Raw genomic sequence first — 21,374 nt, forward strand, 5'->3', positions numbered from 1 at the left:
CTAATCGCGGCCCCTCATGTTATCGACTCTTCTTTCCGCCGCCCTCAATGGCATCGAAGCCCAGCCCGTCCATATCGAGGTCAATACCGGCGAGCGGGGCGAATGGAAGCTTGTCCTGGTCGGGCTCCCGGATTCTGCCGTCAAGGAATCCGGCGACCGCGTTTCCTCCGCTCTCGCCAACAGCGGTTTTTCCCCGCCCCGCACGCGCACCACGATCAACCTCGCTCCCGGCGACCTGCGCAAGGAAGGGCCGTTCTACGATCTGCCCATCGCGCTCGGCATGCTCGTCGCCACCGGCCAGGTGGCCGCGCCCGCCATCGGCGACTACCTGATCGCCGGTGAACTGGCCCTTTCCGGCGCGACCCGCCCCGTGCGCGGCGCGCTCGCCATCGCCCGGCTCGCCCGCTCGCTCGGTTGCCGCGGGCTCGTGCTCCCGGCCCAGTCCGCCGCCGAAGCCGCCCTCGTCGAAGGGCTCGATGTATTTGCCGTAAAATCCCTCGCCGAAGCCGCGCAGTTTCTCTCGGGTTCGGGATCGTCAGCAAAACCCCTCGAACCCGTCCGCCATGCCGACGCGCTCCGGCTGCTCCGTTCCTCCGGAGAGCATGCCGGCGATTTCGTCGAGGTGAAGGGACAGCAGGCGCTGCGCCGCGCCGTCGAGGTGGCTGTCGCCGGCGGGCACAACCTCATCATGGTCGGCCCGCCCGGTTCCGGAAAATCCATGATCGCGAAACGCATCCCCTCGATCATGCCCGCTCCCACGCTCGACGAATCGCTCGAAATCCTCGCCATCCATTCGGCGGCGGGACAGACGATCTCGCACGCCTCGGAATTCGGACGGCGCCCGGTGCGCTCGCCCCACCACACGATTTCCGATGTCGGCCTGCTCGGCGGCGGCGCCATCCCCGGTCCCGGCGAAATCTCGCTCGCCCATCACGGCGTGCTGTTCCTCGACGAGTTGCCCGAATTCAAACGCTCCGCGCTGGAAGTGCTGCGCCAGCCGCTCGAGGACGGCGCGGTCACCATCTCGCGCAGCGCCGGCAAGGTCACGCTGCCCTGCGGTTTCATGCTGGTCGCGGCGATGAATCCGTGCCCCTGCGGGTATCTCGGCGACCCGAAACACGAGTGCCGTTGCAGTCCGGCCCAGATCCAGCGTTACCGCGCCCGGATCAGCGGTCCGTTGCTGGACCGCATCGACATTCACATCGAAGCTCCCGCGCTCGCCATCGGCGAACTCCGCTCCGCCGCTCCCGGCGAATCCTCCGCCGCCGTCCGCGACCGGGTGCAGGCCGCGCGCGACCGGCAACTGGCGCGGTTTCACGGCAGCCGCACGCTCGCCAATGCCCGCATGACCCATGCGCAAATCCGCGAACACGTCCCGCTCGACACCACGCTCGGCGATCTCCTGCAACAGGCCATGGAGCAGCTTTCGTTGTCCGCCCGCGCCTGGGACCGCATCCTCAAGGTCGCCCGCACCATCGCCGACCTCGCCGCCAGCGACCGCGTCGAAAGCAATCACCTGCTCGAGGCCATCCAGTACCGCAGCCTCGACCGCAACCTGTTTTACTGAATCCGAACGGAAGCTGAAATGGCCCTGCTCGCCCAAGGCATCGACTACTTCGGCCCGGACGGCTTCCCCGTCACCGTCCGGCGCGCCACCGCCACCCGGCCTCCCGGCAAACCGTCGCACCCGCACGACTACACGGAAACCGAACACTGGCACGACTTCTGCGAACTCGTCATCGTGGCGGGCGGACGCGGCCAGCACCTCCTCGAAGGCGAATCGTTTTTTGTATCCACCGGCGACGTTTTTGTCGTCCAGGGCCGTCAGGTTCACTGTTTCCGTGAACGCGACGGGCTGGCGCTGATCAACGTGATGTACGATCCGGCCCGCCTCCCCCTCCCCTTCGGGCTGCTCCGGCGCCTGCCCGGCTACAGCGCGCTTTTCATGCTGGAGCCGACCTTTCGCAGCGCGCACCGCTTCTCGAGCCGGCTCCATCTCGGGCGCCGCGACCTCGGCAGCGCGGAGACACTCGTGGAACGGATCGAGACGGAGTCCTCGCAGGGTCAGGACGGCCACGAAGCCGTGCTCCTCGGCCTGCTCGTCGAACTCATGGTTTTCCTCTCCCGACGCTACGGAGAAAGCGACGCCACCGAAAGCCGCGCCCTGCTCCGGATCGGGCAGTTTGTCAGCATGCTCGAACAGCGGTTCCGTGAACCGTGGACGCTGGAGCAACTCGCGTCCCGCGCGCATCTTTCGCGCACGAATCTGTTGCGTATCTTCCGGAAGGCCACCGGCCAGTCCCCCATCGATTTTCTCATCGGCCTGCGCATCGAGGCAGCCCGGCGCCTGCTGCGCCAGAGCGATCTCGACATCACCGCCATCGCGCTCGAATGCGGCTTTTCCGACAGCAACTATTTCGCCCGCCAGTTCCGGCAAGTCTGCGGATTGACTCCGACCGCCTATCGCCGCCAGACGCGAGGAGCCGCGCCCGGGAAACCCGCGTAGTCCCCCCCTCCCCCCCCTCCCCCCCCTCCCTGCGCACGGCCCGATGCGCCCCTGTCCGATCCTGCTAACCGGACCGCCGGAATGGTCTTTTTGTGAAAGCAACCGGGCCGCCCTTCCTGTTATACTCGCGCGGACATTTTTTATCCAACCTCCCAACCTCCCGACCTCCCGCACCCGCCATGAAAACCACCAGACTCACCCTCGGCACAAAAACCTTTTTCCCCGAAATCGGCCGCATCGCGTATGAAGGCCCCGAAAGCACCAACCCGCTCGCCTTCCGTTATTATCAGGCCGACCGCCTCGTCGCCGGCCGTCCCTTGCAGGACCTGATGCGCTTCGCCGTCGCGTACTGGCACAGTTTCTGTGCCAATGGCACCGATCCCTTCGGCGCGGCCACGCGCCCTCTCCCCTGGCTCGCCGCCGCCGATCCCGTCCGGCGCGCCCGCGACAAGATGGACGCCGCCTTCGAATTCATCACCAAGCTCGGCGCGCCGTATTACTGTTTCCATGACATCGATCTCGTGGACGAAGCCCCGACGCTCGCCGAATCCGAAAAACGCCTCCAGGCCATCGTCGACTACGCGAAAGAGAAGCAGGCCGCCTCCGGCGTAAAACTCCTCTGGGGCACCGCCAACCTCTTCAGCCACCCGCGCTACATGAACGGCGCCGCCACCAGCCCCGAGTTTCCGGTCCTCGCCCGCGCCGGCGGCCAGCTCAAGTCCGCCATCGATGCCACCCTCGCGCTCGGCGGCGAGAGCTATGTTTTCTGGGGCGGACGCGAAGGCTACATGTCGCTCCTCAACACCGACATGAAGCGCGAGCGCGCCCACTTCGCCCGCTTCCTCACGATCGCCCGCGACTACGCCCGCGCCCAGGGCTTCAAGGGCAAGTTCTTCATCGAGCCCAAACCCTGCGAACCGACCAAGCACCAGTACGATTACGACGCCGCCACGGTCATCGGCTTCCTACGCGAGTTCGACCTGCTGGCCGACTTCCGGCTCAACATCGAGGTCAACCACGCCACGCTCGCCGGCCACACCTTTCCGCACGAGTTGCAGGTCGCCGCCGACGCCGGCCTCCTCGGCAGCATCGATGCCAACCGCGGCGACGCCCAGAACGGCTGGGATACCGACCAGTTTCCCGTCGACCCCCTCGAGCTGACCGAGGCCATGGCGATCATCCTTCAGGCCGGCGGCTTCACGCATGGCGGCATCAATTTCGACGCCAAAATCCGCCGCAACTCGACCGATATCGAGGATCTCTTCATCGCCCATATCGCCGGCATGGATGCCTTCGCCCGCGCCGCCATCGCCGCCGAAAAGCTGCTCGGGGAGTCGCCGCTCCCCGCCATGAAAAAGCAGCGGTACGCCACCTTCGACAGCGGTGCCGGGCTTTCTTATGAAAAAGGCGAACTCTCGCTTGTCGATCTCCACCGCATCGCCCACGAACAGGGCGAGGTGACACCGCGCAGCGGCAAACAGGAACTCTGCGAAAGCATCCTGCTGCGCTACACATGAAACAAAGCGACGCTTTCGTCACTTCCGTCACTTTTGTGCGTGGACCCGCGTGCGTTGTCCTGTCCTGCTTCTTCGCTGTGACTCCCGACGCCGCCACTTCCGCATCGCCCGCCGCCGCTCCGGCCGCACAGAAACGCGAGAACATTCTCGCCAATCTCATCTGTAACATCGCCCTGCCCGTGCTCATTCTCTCGAAACTGAGCACGCCCGACCGGCTCGGCCCGCGCGTCGCGCTCCTTGTCGCCATCGCCTTCCCGCTCGGCTACGGTCTCTGGGATTTCACCCGCCGCCGCACGGTCAATTTCGTCAGTATCATCGGCCTCTTCGGCACCCTGGCGACGGGCGGCTTCGCCCTCATGCGCCTCGATCCGATCTGGTTTGCCGTCAAGGAAGCCGCACTCCCCGCCATCGTGGGCCTGGCCGTGCTCGCCTCCATGAAATCGCGCCGCCCGCTGATCCGGCAATTTCTCTACAACCCGCAAGTCATCAACATCCCCAAAGTCGAGGCCGCACTCGAAACGCGCGACAACCTGCCCGCCTTCAACCGCCTCCTCGTCAACTCCAGCTACCTCGTGTTTTTCTCCTTCCTCGTCAGTGCCGTGCTCAACTACGTCCTCGCCCGCTGGATCATCACCAGTCCGTCCGACACCCCCGAATTCAACGCCCAGCTCGCCAAAATGAACTGGATGAGCTGGCCCGTCATCATGATCCCGAGCATGGCCATGCTCATGTTCGCCCTCTGGCGCCTCCTCACCGGCATCAAGCGCCTCACCGGCATGGAACTCGAAGAGATCTTCCATCCCCAGCCCGAAAAACCGGCCCGACAGTAAAAACCCCGCCGAGCCTCCTGATTTTCCCCCCTATCTCCCATTCCTCCCCTCTCTCCCATATCTCCCATCCGTCCGTCGCCTCACCTGAAACTGTTTGCAGCCGCGTCCCTTTTGACCCCGACCCGCCGCCCGTCAGTGATCGACCTCCACTGCCCTGCCATCCATGACACGCGTTCTTCTCACCACCACTTCCTTCCAGGACACGCCCGGCGTGCACCACGACCTGCTGGCCAAGGCCGGCTATGAAATCGTCCGCGAGCGCGGTCCCCTGCCCGAGTCGCGCATGCTCGAACTCGCCGGCCAGTTCGACGCCTTCCTCTGCGGCGACGACGCCATCACCGCCGCCGTCATCGACAAGTCCCTCCCCCGCCTCAAGGTCATCAGCAAATACGGCATCGGCCTCGACAAGATCGACGTCAAGCACGCCACCGAAAAGAAGATCCCCGTCCTCTTCACCCCCGGCGTCAACCACACCACCGTGGCCGAGCACACCTTCCTGCTCCTCCTCGCCCTCCAGAAACACCTCCTTTTCCATTGCGACTCCACCCGCTCCGGCGGCTGGAAGCGCAAGACCGGCAACGAAATCTGGGGCAAGACGCTCGGTATCGTCGGCCTCGGCCGTATCGGAAAAGAAGTCGCCGTCCGCGCCCGCGCCTTCGGCATGAACGTCATCGCCTACGACGTGTACTGGGACGAAGCCTTCGCCAAGGCCCACGAGGTCAAGCGTGCCGCCACGCTCGACGACATTTACGCCGCCGCCGACTACATCTCGCTCCACACCAACCTCACGCCCGAGACCCGCGACCTCGTCAGCGCGAAGAGCATCGCCAGGATGAAAAAAGGCGTGGTCATCCTCAACTGCGCCCGCGGCGAGATCGTCAACGTCCCCGACATGGTCGAAGCCCTCAAGAGCGGCGCCGTGGGCGGCTATGGCACCGACGTCCTCGACCAGGAACCGCCCCCCGCCGACCACCCGTTCCTCAAGCTGCCCAACTGCATCGTCACGCCGCACATCGGCTCGCGCACCTCCGAAAGCGTGCAACGCCAGGCCACCTGCTCGGTGGAAAACCTCGTCCGCTTCCTCAACGGCCAGCCCCCCATCGCCCAGGCGAACAAATTCTAGAAACACCTCCTGCACATGGGTTCATACGTCCCATGTGTCCCCTGTCTCTCATCGCTCCCATCGCCACATTCGCACTGCCATGCCCGAACTCTACTACATCGTCCCCGAGAAGCAGCACAACGACCTCGTTGCCGCCGCCTATCAGCACCGCGGCTTCCACGCCGACGAAGCCGCCGAAGGCGCCCGCTTCTGCGCCGAGGCCACCCGCCACGGCATCCGCACCCACAACGGCATCAAGGCCCTCCACCTCGACCATCTCTTCGGCTCCGGCAGCAAGGGCTGCGTCCCCGGCGCGCAAATCGAGGAGAAAAAATCGCGCTTCGCCGCCGCCAGGATCTGGAACGCCAACAAAAAACTCGGCCAGTCCACCGCCTACCGCGCCATCGACGAAGCCATCCGCCTCGCCGACCAGTACGGCACCGGCACCGTCTCCGTCGACAACGCCTTCCACTACCTCTGGGGTGGCGGTTATGTGATGGAAGCCGCCCGCCGCGGTTACATCGCCTACACCAACTGCACGGCAGCGCTCGCCGAAGTCGTTCCCTTCGGCGGCAAGTTCCCGACCCTCGGCACCAACCCGCACTCGTGGGGTTTCCCGACGACCGACGCCATCGGCTACCCGATCGTCATCGACTGGGCCACCTCCGTCGTCGCGATGGGCCGCGTGCAGCAACTCAAGCGCGAAGGCAAGCCCCTCCCGCCCAACGCCGCCGTGGACAAGGACGGCAACCCGACGACCGACCCCAACGCCGCCGTCTCGCTCATGCCCTTCGGCGCGCACAAGGGCTACGGCCTCTCGCTCATCAACGAACTCGTCGGCGGCCTCATCGGCGGCTCGCTCCCCACGATCCGCAACCGCTGGGATAAAGTGACCGACGGCGACAAGGGCACCTGCGCCTTCTATTTCCAGATCATCCATCCCGAAGCGATCAGCGGCGGCGCCTTCGCCAAAGGCCGCAGCCAAGCGGAGAACGTCAAGGCCGTCCTCGCCGACATCCTCGGACACGGAAACGAAAAGTGCATCCTCCCCGGCCAGATCGAGGCCGAGTTTGCGAAAAAGACGGCAGCCGCCGGCGGCCTCCTCTTCAGCAAGGCCGAAGTCGAAGCCTTCAACGAACTCGCCACCGAATCCGGCCAGCCGCTCTGGAAGCTCGACGCGTTCAAGACCGTCGAGCTTTGATCACGATCGCCTGCCGTCCGCTTACCGAACAGGCTGTGAGTGGGCGGCGCGGATGCGACCGGGCCAAGACATGACCGGGACTTGCTTTGCGTAGTGATCAGGACACGTTACAGGCATGAGTACGATGATGGAGCGAATCACCTTTAATCCTGCCCAATGCGGAGGGCGTCCTTGCATCCGGGGCATGCGCATCCGTGTGCGCGACGTGCTCGACCTGCTGGCTGCCGGGGTCGCAATCCCGGAAATTCTCGCCGACTATCCCGACCTCGAACCCGGTGACATCCAGGCGTGTCTTGAATATGCCGCCGCACAAGTCGATCACCCGGTGCTGACACTTGCCGCCGCGCGATGAGCTATCTGGTCGATGCGCAGTTGCCGCCCGCCCTTGCGCAATGGCTGCGCGAAGCCGGTTACAACGAGGCCTGCGCTGTCCGGGAGCTTGGCCTGCGTGATGCTGATGACGGTGAAATCTGGAAAGAAGCGCACGCCCGCGGCCTGACAGTCATCACCAAGGACGAGGATTTTGCGCAGAGAGCACAAACCGGTGCACCCGGTCCGCAAATCATATGGCTGCGCATCGGCAACACATCCAATGCCGCCTTGCGCGCCTGGCTGCTTCCCCGCATCCCGCAGATAGCCGCCTTGCTTGCCCAAGGCTGCCGGGTGGTCGAAGTCCGCTGATATCTGTTGATTTCAGCAAGACCGAGGTCGAAGCCTTCAACGAACTCGCCACCGAATCCGGCCAGCCGCTCTGGAAGCCCGACGCTTTCAAGACAGTCGAAATCTGAGTAGTCAACAAACGGAAGCCGCAACGAGTCGGCTGTCCCTGCATGCTTCCGTTCCTCGCCCCGGCAAAGGTTTTTCCTCACCCCCTCAACCCGACGCCAGATTTCACCCTTGACGAGCAGACTCCTCTGGAGCGCTCGGGCCACCGTTAACCGGGTCAAACCGCATTTTGCAGCGCTGGTACGTTGATTGGCCATTACGGATATTCAGTACCCTCCGGTCGTCAACGGATCGATGTATCGTGATATATTACCGGATCGTTGCATGATTTTTCCGGTACAATCAATATCCTCCGGAATACGCTGTTCTGTTCTTCCCCCGGAACATCGGGAGGTATATCCGGATCGATGAAATCGAAACCAGCGATCCCGGACAACCCGCCCATGACCATTCTGTCACCCCGCTTTCATTCCGGATTATCCGGCATCTTTCGTATCTGTTTCCCGATTACGATCGCTATCGTCGTCATCGCCTCCGGCATTCCCCTTCATGCGCGCTGGTCAATCGATCTCGATCACGACGCCCTCTCGCTCTACGAACGCGGCGATCCGGCATTCGCCACATTACAATGGACCGCGGAAGAAAACATGACGCCGTCCCGCGCGCCCGCGCCTCCCGCATTCGCGCTCTACGACCACCTCGATCGGCAAATCCGCTCGTTGCCTGTCCTTCCGTCAAAGACTGCCACCGACACCTGGACGCTTCCCGTACCGACAGACCGGCTCGGTTATTTCGAAATTCGTCCGCTCTCCACCGACGCCGCCACGATCATTCCTGCCCTCGGTTCGCGTCCCGCCGGTCGCCTCACGCTGGCCGTCGTCGAAAAAATCAATCCCGACCCGTCACACGCCTTCACCGCCTCCTTCCTCGGTATCCAGGGTACCACTCTCATCCGGCAACGCGATGGTCAGGCCTACGGCTGGGATGCTTACCCCTACCTCGGTATCCAGTCTGTCGGCCTCGGTTATCAATGGGGCCAATGGGAAGCGGATGGTCCCGGTACCTTCGAAAAAAACATCGCGCGCGACAAACAGCCCCGATGGGTCCGCGAACAGAAATTCGTTCCCTGGTTTCACTTGAACAGCATCCCCATGTGGGCGGCCGATCCGGACCGGCTTCCCGAAAAAGAACGCAAGTCCGCCAGCACCCAGCGTATACCGCCTCGCGACTGGAACCAGTGGCAGGCCTGGCTCGAAAAGCTCGTTCCGTATCTTGTCAAGAACTACGATTACCTCCCGGAGCGCGTGTACGAAGTCATGTGGGAGCCCGTTATCCCCTGGGGCTGGTACGGCACGCCTGAAGAAATTGTAAAAACATTCGAGATCGCCCACAACGTCATCCATCGCCTCGATCCTCTCGGCAAGGTCGCCGGCCCCACCCTCGCGAGCCTTGGAGACACCGGGTATTACGAAACCCTGCTCGAGGCCGGGCTCTCCCGTTACCTCGACATCGTCTCCGTCCATCCCTACAGGGGCTACCCTCCCGAAAAAAGCGCCATCCCTGACGCGTTGCAACGTATCCGCTCCGTTACGGCGAGCCGCCTCGGCCGCGAGCTTCCCGTCATCGGCACCGAATTCGGTTATCCCCAGGAAAAAACCGGCTCCGCGCTTGACCAGGGTTACGCGCTCGCCGCCTCGGTTCTCATCTTCAAGGGCGAACACGCCGCCAAACACACCCTTTTTTATCTCGCCGACTATGCCCTCGAAGCCGGTTATGGCATGAGCTACAATCTCGTTTCCGGGCTCCCCTTCGGCCCCCGCAAGATTTCCCCCAAACCCGGCGTCCCCATGATCCGCGCCGCCATTGACCAGGTCGGCAACGCAGACTCCGTCGGCAAACTCGATTATTTCGGCGCCAACATCCTCGGCTATGTTTTCAGGGATCGCGCCGACGGCACCCTGCTTGCCGCGCTCTGGGATGCCTCCGGCGCCAATCGCCGCGTGGATTTCGATGCCGGAGTCCCGCAAGCGGAACTCGTCGATGCCTTCGGCAACCGCAGCACACGCCCGACTGCCGACGGGCACCTCGAACTCCAGCTCGCCCGCAGCGCCACCTACGTCCGCGGGATCTCCCCTCAACTCTACGGCGAAGGACGCATCGCTCCCCTGCTCGACACTACAAAAATCTGGAAACTCTATCGCGGACGACCGGCAACGGAGACCTTCACCCTTACCCGCGATGCCGGCAGCGCTGAGCCGGAAACCGCCGTCGCCCGACTCACCTTCGACACCGCTGCCGATATCAACCGCGGACGCGTCCAGTCCCCCGTCTCCCTGAAAAAAAACAGCCGGGCCACGATCAGCTTCGACGTCGCCGCCACCGCTCCTCTCGGTCCTGCCGTCGGCTACGTGCGCATCCGCGAAAATGACCGCTCCGTCTATCGCGGCACGCAACGACTCGAAGTGTTGCCCGAACTCGATATCTCCCCGCTCTCCGCCGACCGTGCCGACAACGGATGGAATGTCACTGCAACCGTTCGCAATACGTCTCCCTGGCCGTGGTCCGGCATCGTCACCCTCCGCCATGAAAATGCGGCCCCTTCCACCAGGCGCCTCGCACTCGGCGCCGGCGCGATGCAGACACTGCGCTTTCCCGTCGATACCGTCGATGCCGCGCGCATCCTCCCGGCCTCTCTCCGGTTTGTATCCGACCTCGGCCCCGGCCTCGAGCAGCAAGGCTCGCTCACCTTTTTCACCCTCTCCCGGTACAACCCGGCGGAGGGCGATGTCTGGTCACGCCTGCACAAGACCCGCCTCCCCGTTACGTCTGAAACGCTCTGGAAGGCTCACCCCGATGCCTCCTATCGCGGCGCCTCCGATCTGTCGGCTGAAATCGGATACGCCTTTGACGACAACGGCCTTTACATTGAAATCGACGTTCGTGACGATGTTCACCGGCAAGAGGCCGCTCCGGGCGCGACCTGGTCGCAGGACAGCGTGCAACTTGCCTTCGACGTCGCTCCCGGACGCAACGGCAACAGCAATCTCCTCGCCGAAACCGGAGAACGCACTCGCAGCGAATGGACGCTTGCCTGGACAGCTCGCGGTCCCGAAATCTTCGCCAGCACCACACCCGGCGGTTCGCCCGTTCCCGAAAATACCGTCGTTACCGCGCCCGGCGCCCGGCTCGAAGGCGGACGCCGGGGCAATCGCACCCTGTATCGCGTCACCCTTCCCTGGACGCTGCTCGATCCCGTCTCACGCCGCGATGGCAAACGTCTGGGCATCGCCGCCGCGATCAACGACAGCGACGCCGACACTCGTCCCGAAGACAGACGCGGGCTGGAATTTTTCGGAGGGATTCTCCGCGACAAGGATCCCGCTCATTTCGGTATCGTCCGGATGGAATAACCCCCTCCCTCGTCCGCGCATGCGCTCGGTGGCACGCCATTACCGGATCCGGCGCAGCGTCTTGCCCGCCACCCATTCGCTCTCGATATAGATCCCCTTGGGAAAGGCAGGCAGACCCCGCTCGTTGCGATGAATCTGCCCGATAACGGTATCCACCGCCTCTGCGCCGATCCGCGGGCGTAGCTGGTGAATGCCTGCGCAATCGGATTTGTCGGGGCTCACATCGAGATGCACCATGCCCACTTCTCCCGGCACGCGAAACCCTGCGCGCTCGATCCAGCCGCGCACGCGATAGTTTCCGGTCACGACCACATCCGGCTTTTCCATCCGTATCCATTTCTTGAACACATCCTCGCTTTTTTCGTCGCAAATCAGCGGCTGGACGCGATCCGTCGGGGGCAGGCGCGACTGTGCGTGGAGGAAGGCCGCCACGTAACGATGACGCGTGGCGATATCGAGGTAGGGCCGCAACGCCAGCCCCGGACGACGGTATCCGAGCTTGAAAACCTCGCGCATGGCCTGCGCCGTATTTTCATAATGGTCCGATTGCACATGCGTGAGCGCGGGGCTGTCGGTATGGGTTCCCACCGACACGAGGGCGAAGCGCTCCCACTCGATCGCGTGCATGTTTTCCATCCCCAGCATTTCCGAGAAAATCAGGCCGAGGATGCCGCGGGCGCGGAGGATCTGGTTGATTCGCGTCCCCGACAATTTTTCCTCCCGGCAGGCAATTTCCGTAAGGCGATAGCCAAGCTGGCGCGCGCGTTGGGATGCTCCATGAAAAACCTCCGCCGGAGCATCCCAGGGGGTCCGCGCCAGCAGATGGCTGACGCGATGCGGTGTGATGAAGGCGAGCGCCAGCCCCGTCGAATCCGGAGTGTGCGTCTTCATCGCGCGCTGCCTCGCCATGAAGGCAGAGACCACCGGATCGGGCCGATAGCCAAGCGCTTTTGCTGCCGCCTGCACGTGCCTCGCTGTCTCCGTCGGGATTTTCGGGCTGCCACGCAGAGACAGACTGGCGGTTGCCAGCGAGACACCCGCCTCGCGGGCCACTTGACGAAGGGTAACATCGGGCATGGTGAACGCGTTTAACGACAAAGGAGTGGTGCGCAAGCCTTGGTCGGCGATTATTTGTGACGTCAGACCCAACCCACCCGTTCAACCCTGTCCGTCTCCCTTCCTTCCCCGGAAACCGCCACAACAACCCTGTATCACCAGATACGTCACCTGAAAGATGCATCCTCGCACCTCCATGAAGACACAAAAAATGAACCCGCGTCTCGCGATCGGCACCCTGATGATGAGCCTGATCGCTTTCTTCCCGACCCTTGGCAGCGCTGCCGATCTTCCTGCTCCGGTGCTCGATTTTTCGGCTGCAAACTACACCGCCGCCAAAAACGTTGACGGCCTGTGGATCGATTCGAGTGCCTCCCACAACAACGCCACCCCTGTCTCCAGCGGTAGCATCAGCCCTGCCCTCAAATCCGATGCCACTCCGCTGGGACTGCCTGCCGTCAACTTCAACTACAATGCCTATCAGGACGCCGAGAGCCTTGGCTTCCCGAAATCCCTCAAGCTCACCACTCCCCTGACCGGCCCGGCCTTTACCACCGCCCCGACCTTCACACTCACTTTTCTTGCGAACATTTCCGACTTCAGCGGCGGCCCTGCCGTGCTCTTCACAACTGATGTTCAGGGCGGTCTCACCTATCGGATCAATGTCGATGGCACTCAAACCCTGACCCGCGCCTCCACGGCGGATATCGGTACCAGCAGCAACACCTCCGTCTATACACCGGGCACATGGAGTGTGTTCACTGTCACCTTCGACAGCACCAGCGGCGCGTGTGTGTTTTATATGGATGGCACGGTTGTTGGCACCAGCACGCCAAACATAGGTAACCGGACATTCGCAACGCCGACAAACACCCAGATCGGCGGCGGTTTTGGTTCCACCAAATTTTTTGGCGAGATTGCTGCCCTCAAGGTTTACGACACCGCGCTGACTACCGACCAGGTGCTGGCGGACTACAACAGCCTCCGGGCGGCCTGGCTCGTCGCCCCGGTCCCCGAACCCGCCACCTGCGCCCTGCTCCTCGGCGGCGTTACCGTACTCGCTGCGTTCGCAGGGCGCAATCGTCGCCGCAAACACGATCCTCGCCAATAACCACGGTTGCCCTGTCCCTGCGGTCTGTGTGCGTTGTTGCCTTGTCGGCCAGCGGGCCAGGTGCCCGCTGGCCGGAAACACCTGTCAGCTTCTCTTCCAAAATGAAACCCTTCCCCAAGCCTGCCTCCACCACATCCGGCTTCACCCTGATCGAACTCCTCACGGTCATCGCCATCATCGGCATTCTGGCGTCGTTGAGTTTTGTCGGTATCCGAAGCGCACGACAAGCTGCGGCCAACGCACGCTGCCTCTCCCACCTCCGCCAGATCGGCGTCGCCTTCGCCACCTGGTCCACCGAAAACAAGGACCAGGCTATCGTCTCCTGGGAAACCGAAGGCAAGTTATGGATGCAACTCGTCGCCCCCTACGTCGGAGGCATACCCGGCAACAAAATCTGGGTATGCACCGCTCAACGACACGATCCCGCTATTTCTACCGACCTCTGGCCGGGCCCTCCTTTTGCCGGCTTCACCACTCCTGTTGATTACGCACAAAATACCTGTGCCGCCAGTGCCCCCGGCGGCATCCCCAGGAATCCCAAACCCGTTTATTCGGCGTCCACCCCGCTATCCAGAATCGTTTGTCTGACCGAAGGCCGTAACACGTTCTGGAACGAAGGTTCCTGGAGCACGCAGGTTGTTCCCTATTCCGGCGCCCACAATTCCGGCACCAATGTCCTCTTCCTCGATTACCATGTGAAGACCGTCAAGGAGATCACGTTCCAGAAAGTCTGGGACGCCACGCTCTGACCTTTTCCTCCTCTGTCATGCCCGCCAAACGCCACATTCACACCCGCACCGGAACAGTCATCCTCGCTATTGCCGCCCTTGTCGCGGCGGTATCCATTACTGCCGTCACCAACGCCGACACACTGTCACCATCGGCCGATGCGGGATCCGCCGCGCTTCTCCTCAGTGGATTCGAAGCGCCTCTCGAAAATGACTGGGCGCTCAATCCCGCGGCCCCCGCGCTCTCACCCGAAACCCGCCCCGAATTTATCAAGGAAGGCAAAACCTCCGCGCGCTGGGAAAACCTCCCGATGCATTCGTGGCTCAACCTCAAACCCGGAAACCCTCCCGCCGACTGGTCCGCTTACGAAGCCATTTCCATCTGGATCAATGCCGAAAAAGCCAACGGACAAGTCATCAACTTCACCGCCGGTTCATCCGGCACCAACGGCGAAGGCGACTACTTCATTGCGCAGGTCACCGTGGACTGGACCGGCTGGAAACAGGTCATCATCCCCCTTGAACGTTTTATCAGGAACCGGAGTCCCAAAGGCTGGAACGCCATCACCGGCTTCCAGATCGCCGCCAAAGGATGGGGCGGCGTGCAAGCTCTGCCCGATACCGTCCTCTGGCTCGACCACTTGCAACTCATCCGCCGCTAATCCTCCGCTCTCATCTGCCATCACGCATTCCGCACGCACCTCTGCCATGCACGCTCCGACTCGCCTCCGGTTTTCCCGGCCAATCACCATCCTGTCCTCCCTGCTCTCCGTCGTGCTGGCGTCCGCATTACATGCCCAGCTCAACACGAAGGAGGATGGCGGTGCGGCCGTTTATGCTGCCACCGCCACCTCTGCTCCCCGTCCGGCCGGAAGCCTCGTCAGTCCCGCTATCGCCGCCCGTTTCCCGCTCGCGCAACAAGCCCGCATTCACGTTCTCGGCGGCGCTGTCCGCGGTTTCGGCATGCTCGCCCGTTACCCCGAAAACCGGCCTCCCTCCGAAATCGTCGTTGCGCGAAAGACCACTCCCGGCGGGCAAGAACCCTTCACCCCCGTGGCGCTCGTCCGGGTTTTCGATCCGGCCGGCAACCTCGTGGCGGTCGAAGAATTCACCGACCAGGCCACTCCGCTCGAAATCCGCACGCTGAAAATCTCATCCTCCGGCGCCGCGACCACGGCCGGCGCCCAAAAACTCTCCGCCAACGGCATCTGGCGCGTCTCCTTTTCCGGAGGGCGCTCCGATGACATCGTCGAAATCCGCCTTCCCCGCACCGACATATGGGGTGTGCGCGGAGAAATGTCGCTTGGCCTGACTGATGCCGGCACCTCCCTCCCTCCCCCTTTTCCCGTCGCCGCGGACGGCATGATGCACGCCTGGCTCTGGGCTCCTCCTCCGGCCAGCGAACTCCTCATCGGTATTGAAACCGGCAGTACAGACGGCATCGAGCTTCGGGATTCGTCCGGTTCTGCCTCGCTCGCCACTCCCGAAAACGATCCAGCCGGCCGCGCCGGCCGCCTGCTCCTCTCCGCCCGGTCCGGGAAACCGCTTCCGCTCTCTGTCGCCGGTCAGACCGTTCGCCTGTCGCTGCCCCGCGGATGGGCTGGCACCCTTGTCGTCGACGGAGCCCCCGGCCTCCTCTGCCCCACCCCCGAAGCCGCCGCTCTTCTCAAAGGCGGCATGGTCGAAAGCCACGGTCTCTGGGTCGCCGGCCCCCTCCAGGCCCGAGCCCGCGAATGGATGATCGCCACCCTCCCCACACTCCAGCGCGAACCTGCATTTGTTTTCCCCCAAAAAATCCCCGACGGGCTGGACAACCTCCTCGTCCATGCCCTCGGCTTCGGAAAATACTCTCCACTCAACAACCTCGACTGGATGGTCCGCCGCCAGAACGAAAACGCCGATCCCCTCCGCGCCGAATTTTGCAGCGAGCGTCCTCCCCTCACCGGCGACGCCGCCGTGCCTCTCCGCCTTTATCCTCCCCCCGTCCCCCCCTCCTTCTTCATGGCCGGCAGCCTCGCCGCCGCCGTTGCCTTCCACTCCCCTCTCAATCCCGCACAGGATAATCCCGAACTCGTCCGCCGCGCTGCTCTCGTCGCCTTCGCCAACATCGCCGCCATGCAGGGGGACGACCTCCTCCGTGAAAACCCGCTGGTCAAATCCCGCTACCCTCTCACGCATGCTTTCTTCAGTTACGACGGCGCCGGCTCTCTCCCTTACGAACTGCTGAAAGACAAGCTCCCCCCCGAAGTCCGCGCCATCTGGCGCGAAGGCGTCATGGCCCTCGGAGACAAGCTCGCCGACCACCAGGCCTATCAATCCAACCAGTGGGCGCACGTCCTCCGCGGCCATCTCAACACCTGGCTTGCCACCGGCGAAAAACGCTTCCTCGGCTACTTTGAACGCCAGATGCGGGCCTACCTCGACAACACCTTCGGCCCCGGCTCCAAATTCGGCCAGCACGCCGCGGGCTACTACCTCGAAGAATTCGGACCCGACGGAAACTACGACAAACTCAATTCCTTCTGCATCGACACCCTCTACTTCGACTACCGGGAAATCCCCGGAGCGGATCCCGTGCTTGTAAAAAAACTGCACGACGCCATCGAAAAAAATCTCCGTTTCAACAGCTTCTTCTGGCTTCCCCAGCCCGATGGCTCCATCGCCGGGCCCACCGCGATCAATTGCCGCACCACCGCCTATCTCGGTGGCGGAGGTTATCCCGGCTGTTTCCTCCCCAAGGCCGAGTATCCGCTCGCCGCCGCCCGCTTTGCCCTCACTCCCGAACCTGCCCGCGGCATCGGCGACGCCGGCACGTTTTCCTACTACGCCAATACTGAAAAATGGGCGCGCGAATGCATCGAGGTCGGCCTCGCCAAAGGCGCCTCCGCCTATGACGGTCCCAACGGCAACTGGCTCCCCTACCTCGTCAAGGCCTGGTCGCTCCCCCAAAAAGCCTCGCCCGCCGCGCTTCCCTGTCGCAGCGCTGACGCCTCCTGGCAGCTTCCCGGTCTCCTCGCCTGGAACCGCCACGGCGTCTATGGCCTCGTCTTCGCCGACGTCACCGGCACCGCCCCCTCGCAACGCCTCACCGGCATCACCGGCGGCGCCCCGACCGCCCTCTGGAGTCCGGCATTCGGCACCTTCCTCTCCTCCATGCATTCCGGCTACCCCCACGAATCCGCAAGACTTTCAAAACCCGAAGAACTCACCTTTGCCTGCATTTTCGGACAAACCGCCGACAACCGCTTTTTCTTCTCTGGCAAGGAACGCGCCACGATTGCACAATCCTCCTCCTCTCCCGACCGTTTTGACATCACCTCCAAACCCGCCACCCCCTTTTCCACGCTCACCTGGAGCTACGACACCGCCACGCCCGAAACAACCATCGCCGTCCGCCTCGATTCTCTCGAACCCGTTCGCGAAGCCTTTGTGAGCCTTCCTCTCTTCATACAGAACCGGCAATTTTTCAAAACGCGTATCGAAAATGGCACGACACTGGTCATTGAAAACGCGAAAGCCCGCCTCTTCCTCACGTGGACCCTCCAGCCCCAAAAAGCGGCCGGCAGTCCCCTCCCCCCGCCCGCCGGTCAACTCCTGCCATCGACCCGCAACGACATCGAACGCCTCGTTATCCCCCTCCCTGCCGACGGCTCTGCTCTCACCTTCAGTCTCCGCAGCGAAACGCTCTGAAACACGCATCCCCTCTCCGGCACACCACTCTCCGTCCTCGCCCTTGCACCTCCGCACCATCAATCCGGACACCCGATCATGAATTCCCGAACATCATCCGACAACCGTGCCGCCTGGCTCCGCGAGGCCAGCCCCGGACTCATGTTTCACTACATAGACAATCCCGCCAGCAGTACGGTCGCCTCCGCCACCACGCCTGCCGAATGGAACCAGCGGGTGGACAGCTTCAACGTGCCCCGCTTCGCCCGCCTCGTCCGTGAAACCGGCGCCGGCTACATCATCTTCACGCTCGGTCAGAACAGCGGACATTATTGCTCCCCCAATGCCGTTTACGACGAGCTCACCCGCCAGCAACCCTCGCGCCTCTCCCATCGCGACCTTGTCGCGGAGATCGCCGATGCCCTCGCCCCCGACGTCAAGCTCATCGCCTACCTCCCCTCCCACGCTCCGTCCAACCACCCCGAAGCGGTCAACGCCCTGCGCTACCTCCCCCCCTGGGATGCCAGCCTCTGCAGCCTCACCCGCTTTTGGCCCGAATCGAGCAATGCCGACGACCGCCTGACCGTCTTCCAGCGCAACTGGGAAGCCGTCATCGCCCATTGGGGCGAACGCTGGGGAGAAGCTGTCGCCGGCTGGTGGATCGACGGCTGCTACTTTGCCGACCGTATCTACAAATCCGCTACTCCGGAAGAAATCGCCGGCGGAGCTCCCTGCGAAGCCACCCTTGCTGCGGCTCTCCGCACGGGAAACCCCGACCGCATCCTTGCCTTCTGCGCCGGCACGGCCCGCGCTTTCGAACGCGTCATCGCCGGACAGGATTACACCGCAGGCGAATTTTCCAACCGCCTCCCCGTCTCCAACAAGTGGCATCCTCTCACCGCCACCACCGATGGCATGCAAACCCATCTCCTCGGTTATCTCGGCGACTGGTGGGGCGAAGGCCAGCCGCGTTTCACCGACGATTTTGTCCGCGCCTACACCCGCCACGTAGGCGACGCCGGCGCCGCCCTCACCTGGGACATTCCCGTCACCCGCGATGGCGACATCCCCTCCGCCTTTCTCCGCCAGATCGAAACCATCACCAGTCACGTGTAGAGAATCGACCGGTTTTCATCACCTTTCCGCCTCGACACGACGTGGCATGACGCACACCGCCATGGTTCATGGTCCCAATGGCATTGCTGTCATTCGTGAGGACTGAAGGGACCAAAAGCCTCCATCAGCCTCACTTCCCTTCCCCCACCACGCCAGGCGCGGCGGTGGTGTCGCGGAGGATCAGCCGTGGCTGCAACCGCCGCGTTTGCGGCTCGCTCAGGGCGTCACGCAGACGCCACCCGAGCAGGTCCAGCGCCTGCCCGGCCATCGCCTCCGCATCCATCTCCACCGTGCTCAGACACGGCAGCATCGACTCCGCATCGTGATCGCTCCCGACCGCCAGCACACTCAGGTCGCGCGGCACATCCAGTCCGCTTCGCGCGGCTTCATACACCACGGTGCATCCCACATCGATGTCGAGCGTGACGATTGCCGTCGGCCTCTCTTCCGGCCTGGCCACCAGCAAACCGCGCAACCACGGCAAACTCTCCCGCTGTTTCCCCGCCCGATCCTCCTCCGAAAAAACGCACACCCACTCCTTGCGGCACCTGATGCCAAATGCCGACACCGCCCGCATGAACCCCTCGTGTCCAAGCCGGTGCAGTGTGTAAACCTGCGGCCCGGCGACCAGCGCAATCCTCCGGTGCCCGAGCGCCGAGAGATGTTGCACCCCGTTAAAAACCCCGTCGTCCGTGGCCGACAGCACGCAGTAATCCGCCGGCTCCTCGAAGCTCACCCACGGATACAGATCCTGGCCCTCCAGCCATTCGCGCAATCCGCCATCCACGTATCCACAAAGGATAACACCGTCCACCAGTCCGCCCGCCAGTTGCCTCGGCGGATTGGCCGCCCCCGGCACCGGATTCGCATAAAACTCGATATGATACCCCAGCTTCCTCTGCTCGCACTGCTTGATCAGATGCCCCAGCGCGATGCTCGCGTAGCCCCCGCGGAGCACTTTTGAAGGTTCCTCGCCCGGGAGCAGCAACCCGATCTGTCCGGTCGATTTACCCCGCAACAACTGCGCCGCCGCGCGCGGCCGGTAGCCGTACTCCGTGGCAAGCTGACGGATACGCTCGCGCTGCGTCTCGCTGACGCGCCCCGTGCCGTGCAAGGCCGAGGACACCGTGGAAAGCGTCACCCCGGCGATTCTGGCTATATCCTTCATCGTCAGACGCCCCGCGACGACCGGCGCAACGGAAACCGGTGTGACCGACGCAACCGACTCCCCGGACGAACGCTTTTTGGCAACGGACTTTTTCTGCATGAGAAGCCTTTTGGCAGAAGAGTTCCCCGCGTGAAAGAGTTTTTGCCGAACAGAAAAAACATTGCTTGACTATTTTGCGTGATCGATTTTTCAAAACCAGATCAACCCTGCCCAACCAATGATCACTACCCGTCTGAAAAACACCTCCTGCCTGCCTCTCGCCGGTTTCGCCGGCTTTCTTGTCGCCAGTCTGACAGCTCCCCTTCACGCGGACATCGTCAACGCCGTTGCATCGGGCGAAGGTTTCACAACCGGAACCATCTGGGGAGAGGAGAATCCTCCCTCGTCCGCCAACGACTACTTCGCGGGGAGCTATCGCGTCGAGACGCCATCCGGCACGACTGACTATACCTTTGGGGGAAAGAGTCTCACCCTGAACGGAAGCGGCGTCCTGGCCTTCAGAGGCTCCGGAGTCGTTACGATTGAGGATTTCCGTTTTGGTGGCACGTCAGGCCAGATACAGAACTGGTCAAACAACCTCGCCCGGCTTGCCGGCAAAATCACGGTGACCAGCTACGGCATCATCAATCCCACCAACAATCGCACTATTGAAATTTCCTCCCTGATTCAGGGAACGGGTTATCTCAACATCCGCAATGGCACCGTGCAACTGACCTCCGCTAACACTTACTCCGGAGGTACCGACATTGTTTTCAACAGCAACGGCAACGGACGCCTCGAGGCTCTGGCGGATGGTGCTCTCGGAACCGGCAAGGTACGCCTGCTGGATTCCGGCGTGTCGCTCAAACTCTCCGGCGGCATCACCCACGACTACATCAATGACAACGCCGATCTCCAGCTCCATGCCGACCTGGCTGCCGGTGCCGTCGAGCTGTCCTTCGTCGGAACCGACATCATCGGACGTCTCTCGCTGGATGGCGGCGCCTCCTGGATCACCAGCGGCACCTACGGTTCGCTGACTTCGGATGCGCAGCACAAGCTGGCGGTGTTTTCCGGAGACGGAATCCTGCAGGTGGGCGCGGCCATTCCCGAGGCATCGGCATCCGTCCTGATCGTCGCCCTGGGCACGGTCTGCGCGACCCTTGGCTTCCGCCGCCGTCGCTGCCCGGGCTGATGCGGTTTCGAAATCGCTCCACCGCAATTCCACCTCACAATCGCCCCTGTTGCTCCAGTC

At 63.1% G+C, this 21,374-nt stretch carries 17 protein-coding genes; 15 read left to right on the forward strand and 2 right to left on the reverse strand.

Annotation, left to right across the window (positions count from 1 at the left end; genetic code table 11):
- The first annotated feature begins 16 nt into the window (after positions 1 to 16).
- The 9 genes from OPIT5_26830 to OPIT5_26870 all read left to right on the forward strand — a co-directional run bounded on the left by OPIT5_26830 (position 17) and on the right by OPIT5_26870 (position 11,292).
- Complete coding sequence (locus OPIT5_26830) at positions 17 to 1,567, forward strand: magnesium chelatase (protein AHF93293.1); 1,551 nt, start codon at positions 17 to 19, stop codon at positions 1,565 to 1,567.
- Between the two features lie 18 nt (positions 1,568 to 1,585).
- Positions 1,586 to 2,506, forward strand: a complete 921-nt coding sequence (locus OPIT5_26835) for a transcriptional regulator (GenBank protein AHF93294.1) — start codon at positions 1,586 to 1,588, stop codon at positions 2,504 to 2,506.
- A 179-nt stretch (positions 2,507 to 2,685) separates the two neighbouring features.
- Complete coding sequence (locus tag OPIT5_26840) at positions 2,686 to 4,023, forward strand: xylose isomerase (GenBank protein AHF93295.1); 1,338 nt, start codon at positions 2,686 to 2,688, stop codon at positions 4,021 to 4,023.
- Positions 4,020 to 4,853: an MFS transporter gene (locus tag OPIT5_26845; protein AHF93296.1), complete on the forward strand. Its 834-nt coding sequence runs from the start codon at positions 4,020 to 4,022 to the stop codon at positions 4,851 to 4,853. Before OPIT5_26840 ends, OPIT5_26845 begins: the two co-directional genes overlap by 4 nt.
- Positions 4,854 to 5,016: 163 nt before the next feature.
- Positions 5,017 to 5,976, forward strand: coding sequence for a hydroxyacid dehydrogenase (locus OPIT5_26850; protein ID AHF93297.1), 960 nt, complete (start codon positions 5,017 to 5,019; stop codon positions 5,974 to 5,976).
- 79 nt (positions 5,977 to 6,055) lie between these two features.
- Entirely contained in the window at positions 6,056 to 7,156 is a 1,101-nt protein-coding gene (locus OPIT5_26855; GenBank protein AHF93298.1) for a malate/L-lactate dehydrogenase, read from the forward strand.
- Between the two features lie 184 nt (positions 7,157 to 7,340).
- Complete coding sequence (locus tag OPIT5_26860; GenBank protein ID AHF93299.1) at positions 7,341 to 7,508, forward strand: hypothetical protein; 168 nt, start codon at positions 7,341 to 7,343, stop codon at positions 7,506 to 7,508.
- Positions 7,505 to 7,837, forward strand: a complete 333-nt coding sequence (locus tag OPIT5_26865; GenBank protein AHF93300.1) for a hypothetical protein — start codon at positions 7,505 to 7,507, stop codon at positions 7,835 to 7,837. Before OPIT5_26860 ends, OPIT5_26865 begins: the two co-directional genes overlap by 4 nt.
- Positions 7,838 to 8,325: 488 nt before the next feature.
- Positions 8,326 to 11,292 (forward strand): hypothetical protein, encoded by a 2,967-nt coding sequence (locus OPIT5_26870; GenBank protein ID AHF94785.1) that lies wholly within the window; start codon positions 8,326 to 8,328, stop codon positions 11,290 to 11,292.
- Between the two features lie 39 nt (positions 11,293 to 11,331).
- On the opposite strand, the gene OPIT5_26875 is transcribed toward OPIT5_26870, so the two are convergent.
- Positions 11,332 to 12,183 carry a hypothetical protein gene (locus OPIT5_26875; protein AHF94786.1) on the reverse strand — a complete coding sequence of 284 codons (852 nt, stop codon included), beginning with the start codon at positions 12,181 to 12,183 and terminating at the stop codon, positions 11,332 to 11,334.
- A gap of 361 nt (positions 12,184 to 12,544) precedes the next feature.
- On the opposite strand from OPIT5_26875, the gene OPIT5_26880 reads away from it, so the two are divergent.
- From OPIT5_26880 to OPIT5_26900, 5 genes are all read left to right on the forward strand, one after another.
- Complete coding sequence (locus tag OPIT5_26880; GenBank protein AHF94787.1) at positions 12,545 to 13,459, forward strand: hypothetical protein; 915 nt, start codon at positions 12,545 to 12,547, stop codon at positions 13,457 to 13,459.
- Positions 13,460 to 13,560: 101 nt separating this feature from the next.
- The gene (locus OPIT5_26885) at positions 13,561 to 14,208 is read left to right on the forward strand and encodes an N-terminal cleavage protein (GenBank protein AHF93301.1); all 648 of its coding nucleotides are present in this window, start codon (positions 13,561 to 13,563) and stop codon (positions 14,206 to 14,208) included.
- Positions 14,209 to 14,225: 17 nt separating this feature from the next.
- The gene (locus tag OPIT5_26890) at positions 14,226 to 14,849 is read left to right on the forward strand and encodes a sugar-binding protein (GenBank protein AHF93302.1); all 624 of its coding nucleotides are present in this window, start codon (positions 14,226 to 14,228) and stop codon (positions 14,847 to 14,849) included.
- A gap of 46 nt (positions 14,850 to 14,895) precedes the next feature.
- Positions 14,896 to 17,877 carry a hypothetical protein gene (locus OPIT5_26895; protein ID AHF93303.1) on the forward strand — a complete coding sequence of 994 codons (2,982 nt, stop codon included), beginning with the start codon at positions 14,896 to 14,898 and terminating at the stop codon, positions 17,875 to 17,877.
- 78 nt (positions 17,878 to 17,955) lie between these two features.
- On the forward strand, positions 17,956 to 18,972 hold the full coding sequence (locus OPIT5_26900) for a hypothetical protein (GenBank protein ID AHF93304.1): 1,017 nt from the start codon (positions 17,956 to 17,958) through the stop codon (positions 18,970 to 18,972).
- Positions 18,973 to 19,102: 130 nt separating this feature from the next.
- Here the strand turns inward: OPIT5_26900 and OPIT5_26905 are convergent, their stop codons facing one another.
- Positions 19,103 to 20,239: a ribose operon repressor RbsR gene (locus OPIT5_26905; protein ID AHF93305.1), complete on the reverse strand. Its 1,137-nt coding sequence runs from the start codon at positions 20,237 to 20,239 to the stop codon at positions 19,103 to 19,105.
- A 118-nt stretch (positions 20,240 to 20,357) separates the two neighbouring features.
- Here OPIT5_26905 and OPIT5_26910 point away from each other — a divergent pair, with 118 nt between their 5' ends.
- Positions 20,358 to 21,314: an anchor protein gene (locus OPIT5_26910; GenBank protein AHF93306.1), complete on the forward strand. Its 957-nt coding sequence runs from the start codon at positions 20,358 to 20,360 to the stop codon at positions 21,312 to 21,314.
- Positions 21,315 to 21,374 lie beyond the last annotated feature (60 nt).

Source organism: Opitutaceae bacterium TAV5 (assembly GCA_000242935.3).
Lineage (GTDB): Bacteria > Verrucomicrobiota > Verrucomicrobiia > Opitutales > Opitutaceae > Geminisphaera.

Coding starts and splice junctions, on each gene's coding strand:
- OPIT5_26830 (AHF93293.1), top strand. CDS start 17: ATGTTATCGACTCTTCTTTCCGCCGCCCTCAATGGCATCGAAGCCCAG.
- OPIT5_26835 (AHF93294.1), top strand. CDS start 1,586: ATGGCCCTGCTCGCCCAAGGCATCGACTACTTCGGCCCGGACGGCTTC.
- OPIT5_26840 (AHF93295.1), top strand. CDS start 2,686: ATGAAAACCACCAGACTCACCCTCGGCACAAAAACCTTTTTCCCCGAA.
- OPIT5_26845 (AHF93296.1), top strand. CDS start 4,020: ATGAAACAAAGCGACGCTTTCGTCACTTCCGTCACTTTTGTGCGTGGA.
- OPIT5_26850 (AHF93297.1), top strand. CDS start 5,017: ATGACACGCGTTCTTCTCACCACCACTTCCTTCCAGGACACGCCCGGC.
- OPIT5_26855 (AHF93298.1), top strand. CDS start 6,056: ATGCCCGAACTCTACTACATCGTCCCCGAGAAGCAGCACAACGACCTC.
- OPIT5_26860 (AHF93299.1), top strand. CDS start 7,341: ATGCGCATCCGTGTGCGCGACGTGCTCGACCTGCTGGCTGCCGGGGTC.
- OPIT5_26865 (AHF93300.1), top strand. CDS start 7,505: ATGAGCTATCTGGTCGATGCGCAGTTGCCGCCCGCCCTTGCGCAATGG.
- OPIT5_26870 (AHF94785.1), top strand. CDS start 8,326: ATGACCATTCTGTCACCCCGCTTTCATTCCGGATTATCCGGCATCTTT.
- OPIT5_26875 (AHF94786.1), bottom strand. CDS start 12,183: ATGAAGACGCACACTCCGGATTCGACGGGGCTGGCGCTCGCCTTCATC.
- OPIT5_26880 (AHF94787.1), top strand. CDS start 12,545: ATGAAGACACAAAAAATGAACCCGCGTCTCGCGATCGGCACCCTGATG.
- OPIT5_26885 (AHF93301.1), top strand. CDS start 13,561: ATGAAACCCTTCCCCAAGCCTGCCTCCACCACATCCGGCTTCACCCTG.
- OPIT5_26890 (AHF93302.1), top strand. CDS start 14,226: ATGCCCGCCAAACGCCACATTCACACCCGCACCGGAACAGTCATCCTC.
- OPIT5_26895 (AHF93303.1), top strand. CDS start 14,896: ATGCACGCTCCGACTCGCCTCCGGTTTTCCCGGCCAATCACCATCCTG.
- OPIT5_26900 (AHF93304.1), top strand. CDS start 17,956: ATGAATTCCCGAACATCATCCGACAACCGTGCCGCCTGGCTCCGCGAG.
- OPIT5_26905 (AHF93305.1), bottom strand. CDS start 20,239: ATGCAGAAAAAGTCCGTTGCCAAAAAGCGTTCGTCCGGGGAGTCGGTT.
- OPIT5_26910 (AHF93306.1), top strand. CDS start 20,358: ATGATCACTACCCGTCTGAAAAACACCTCCTGCCTGCCTCTCGCCGGT.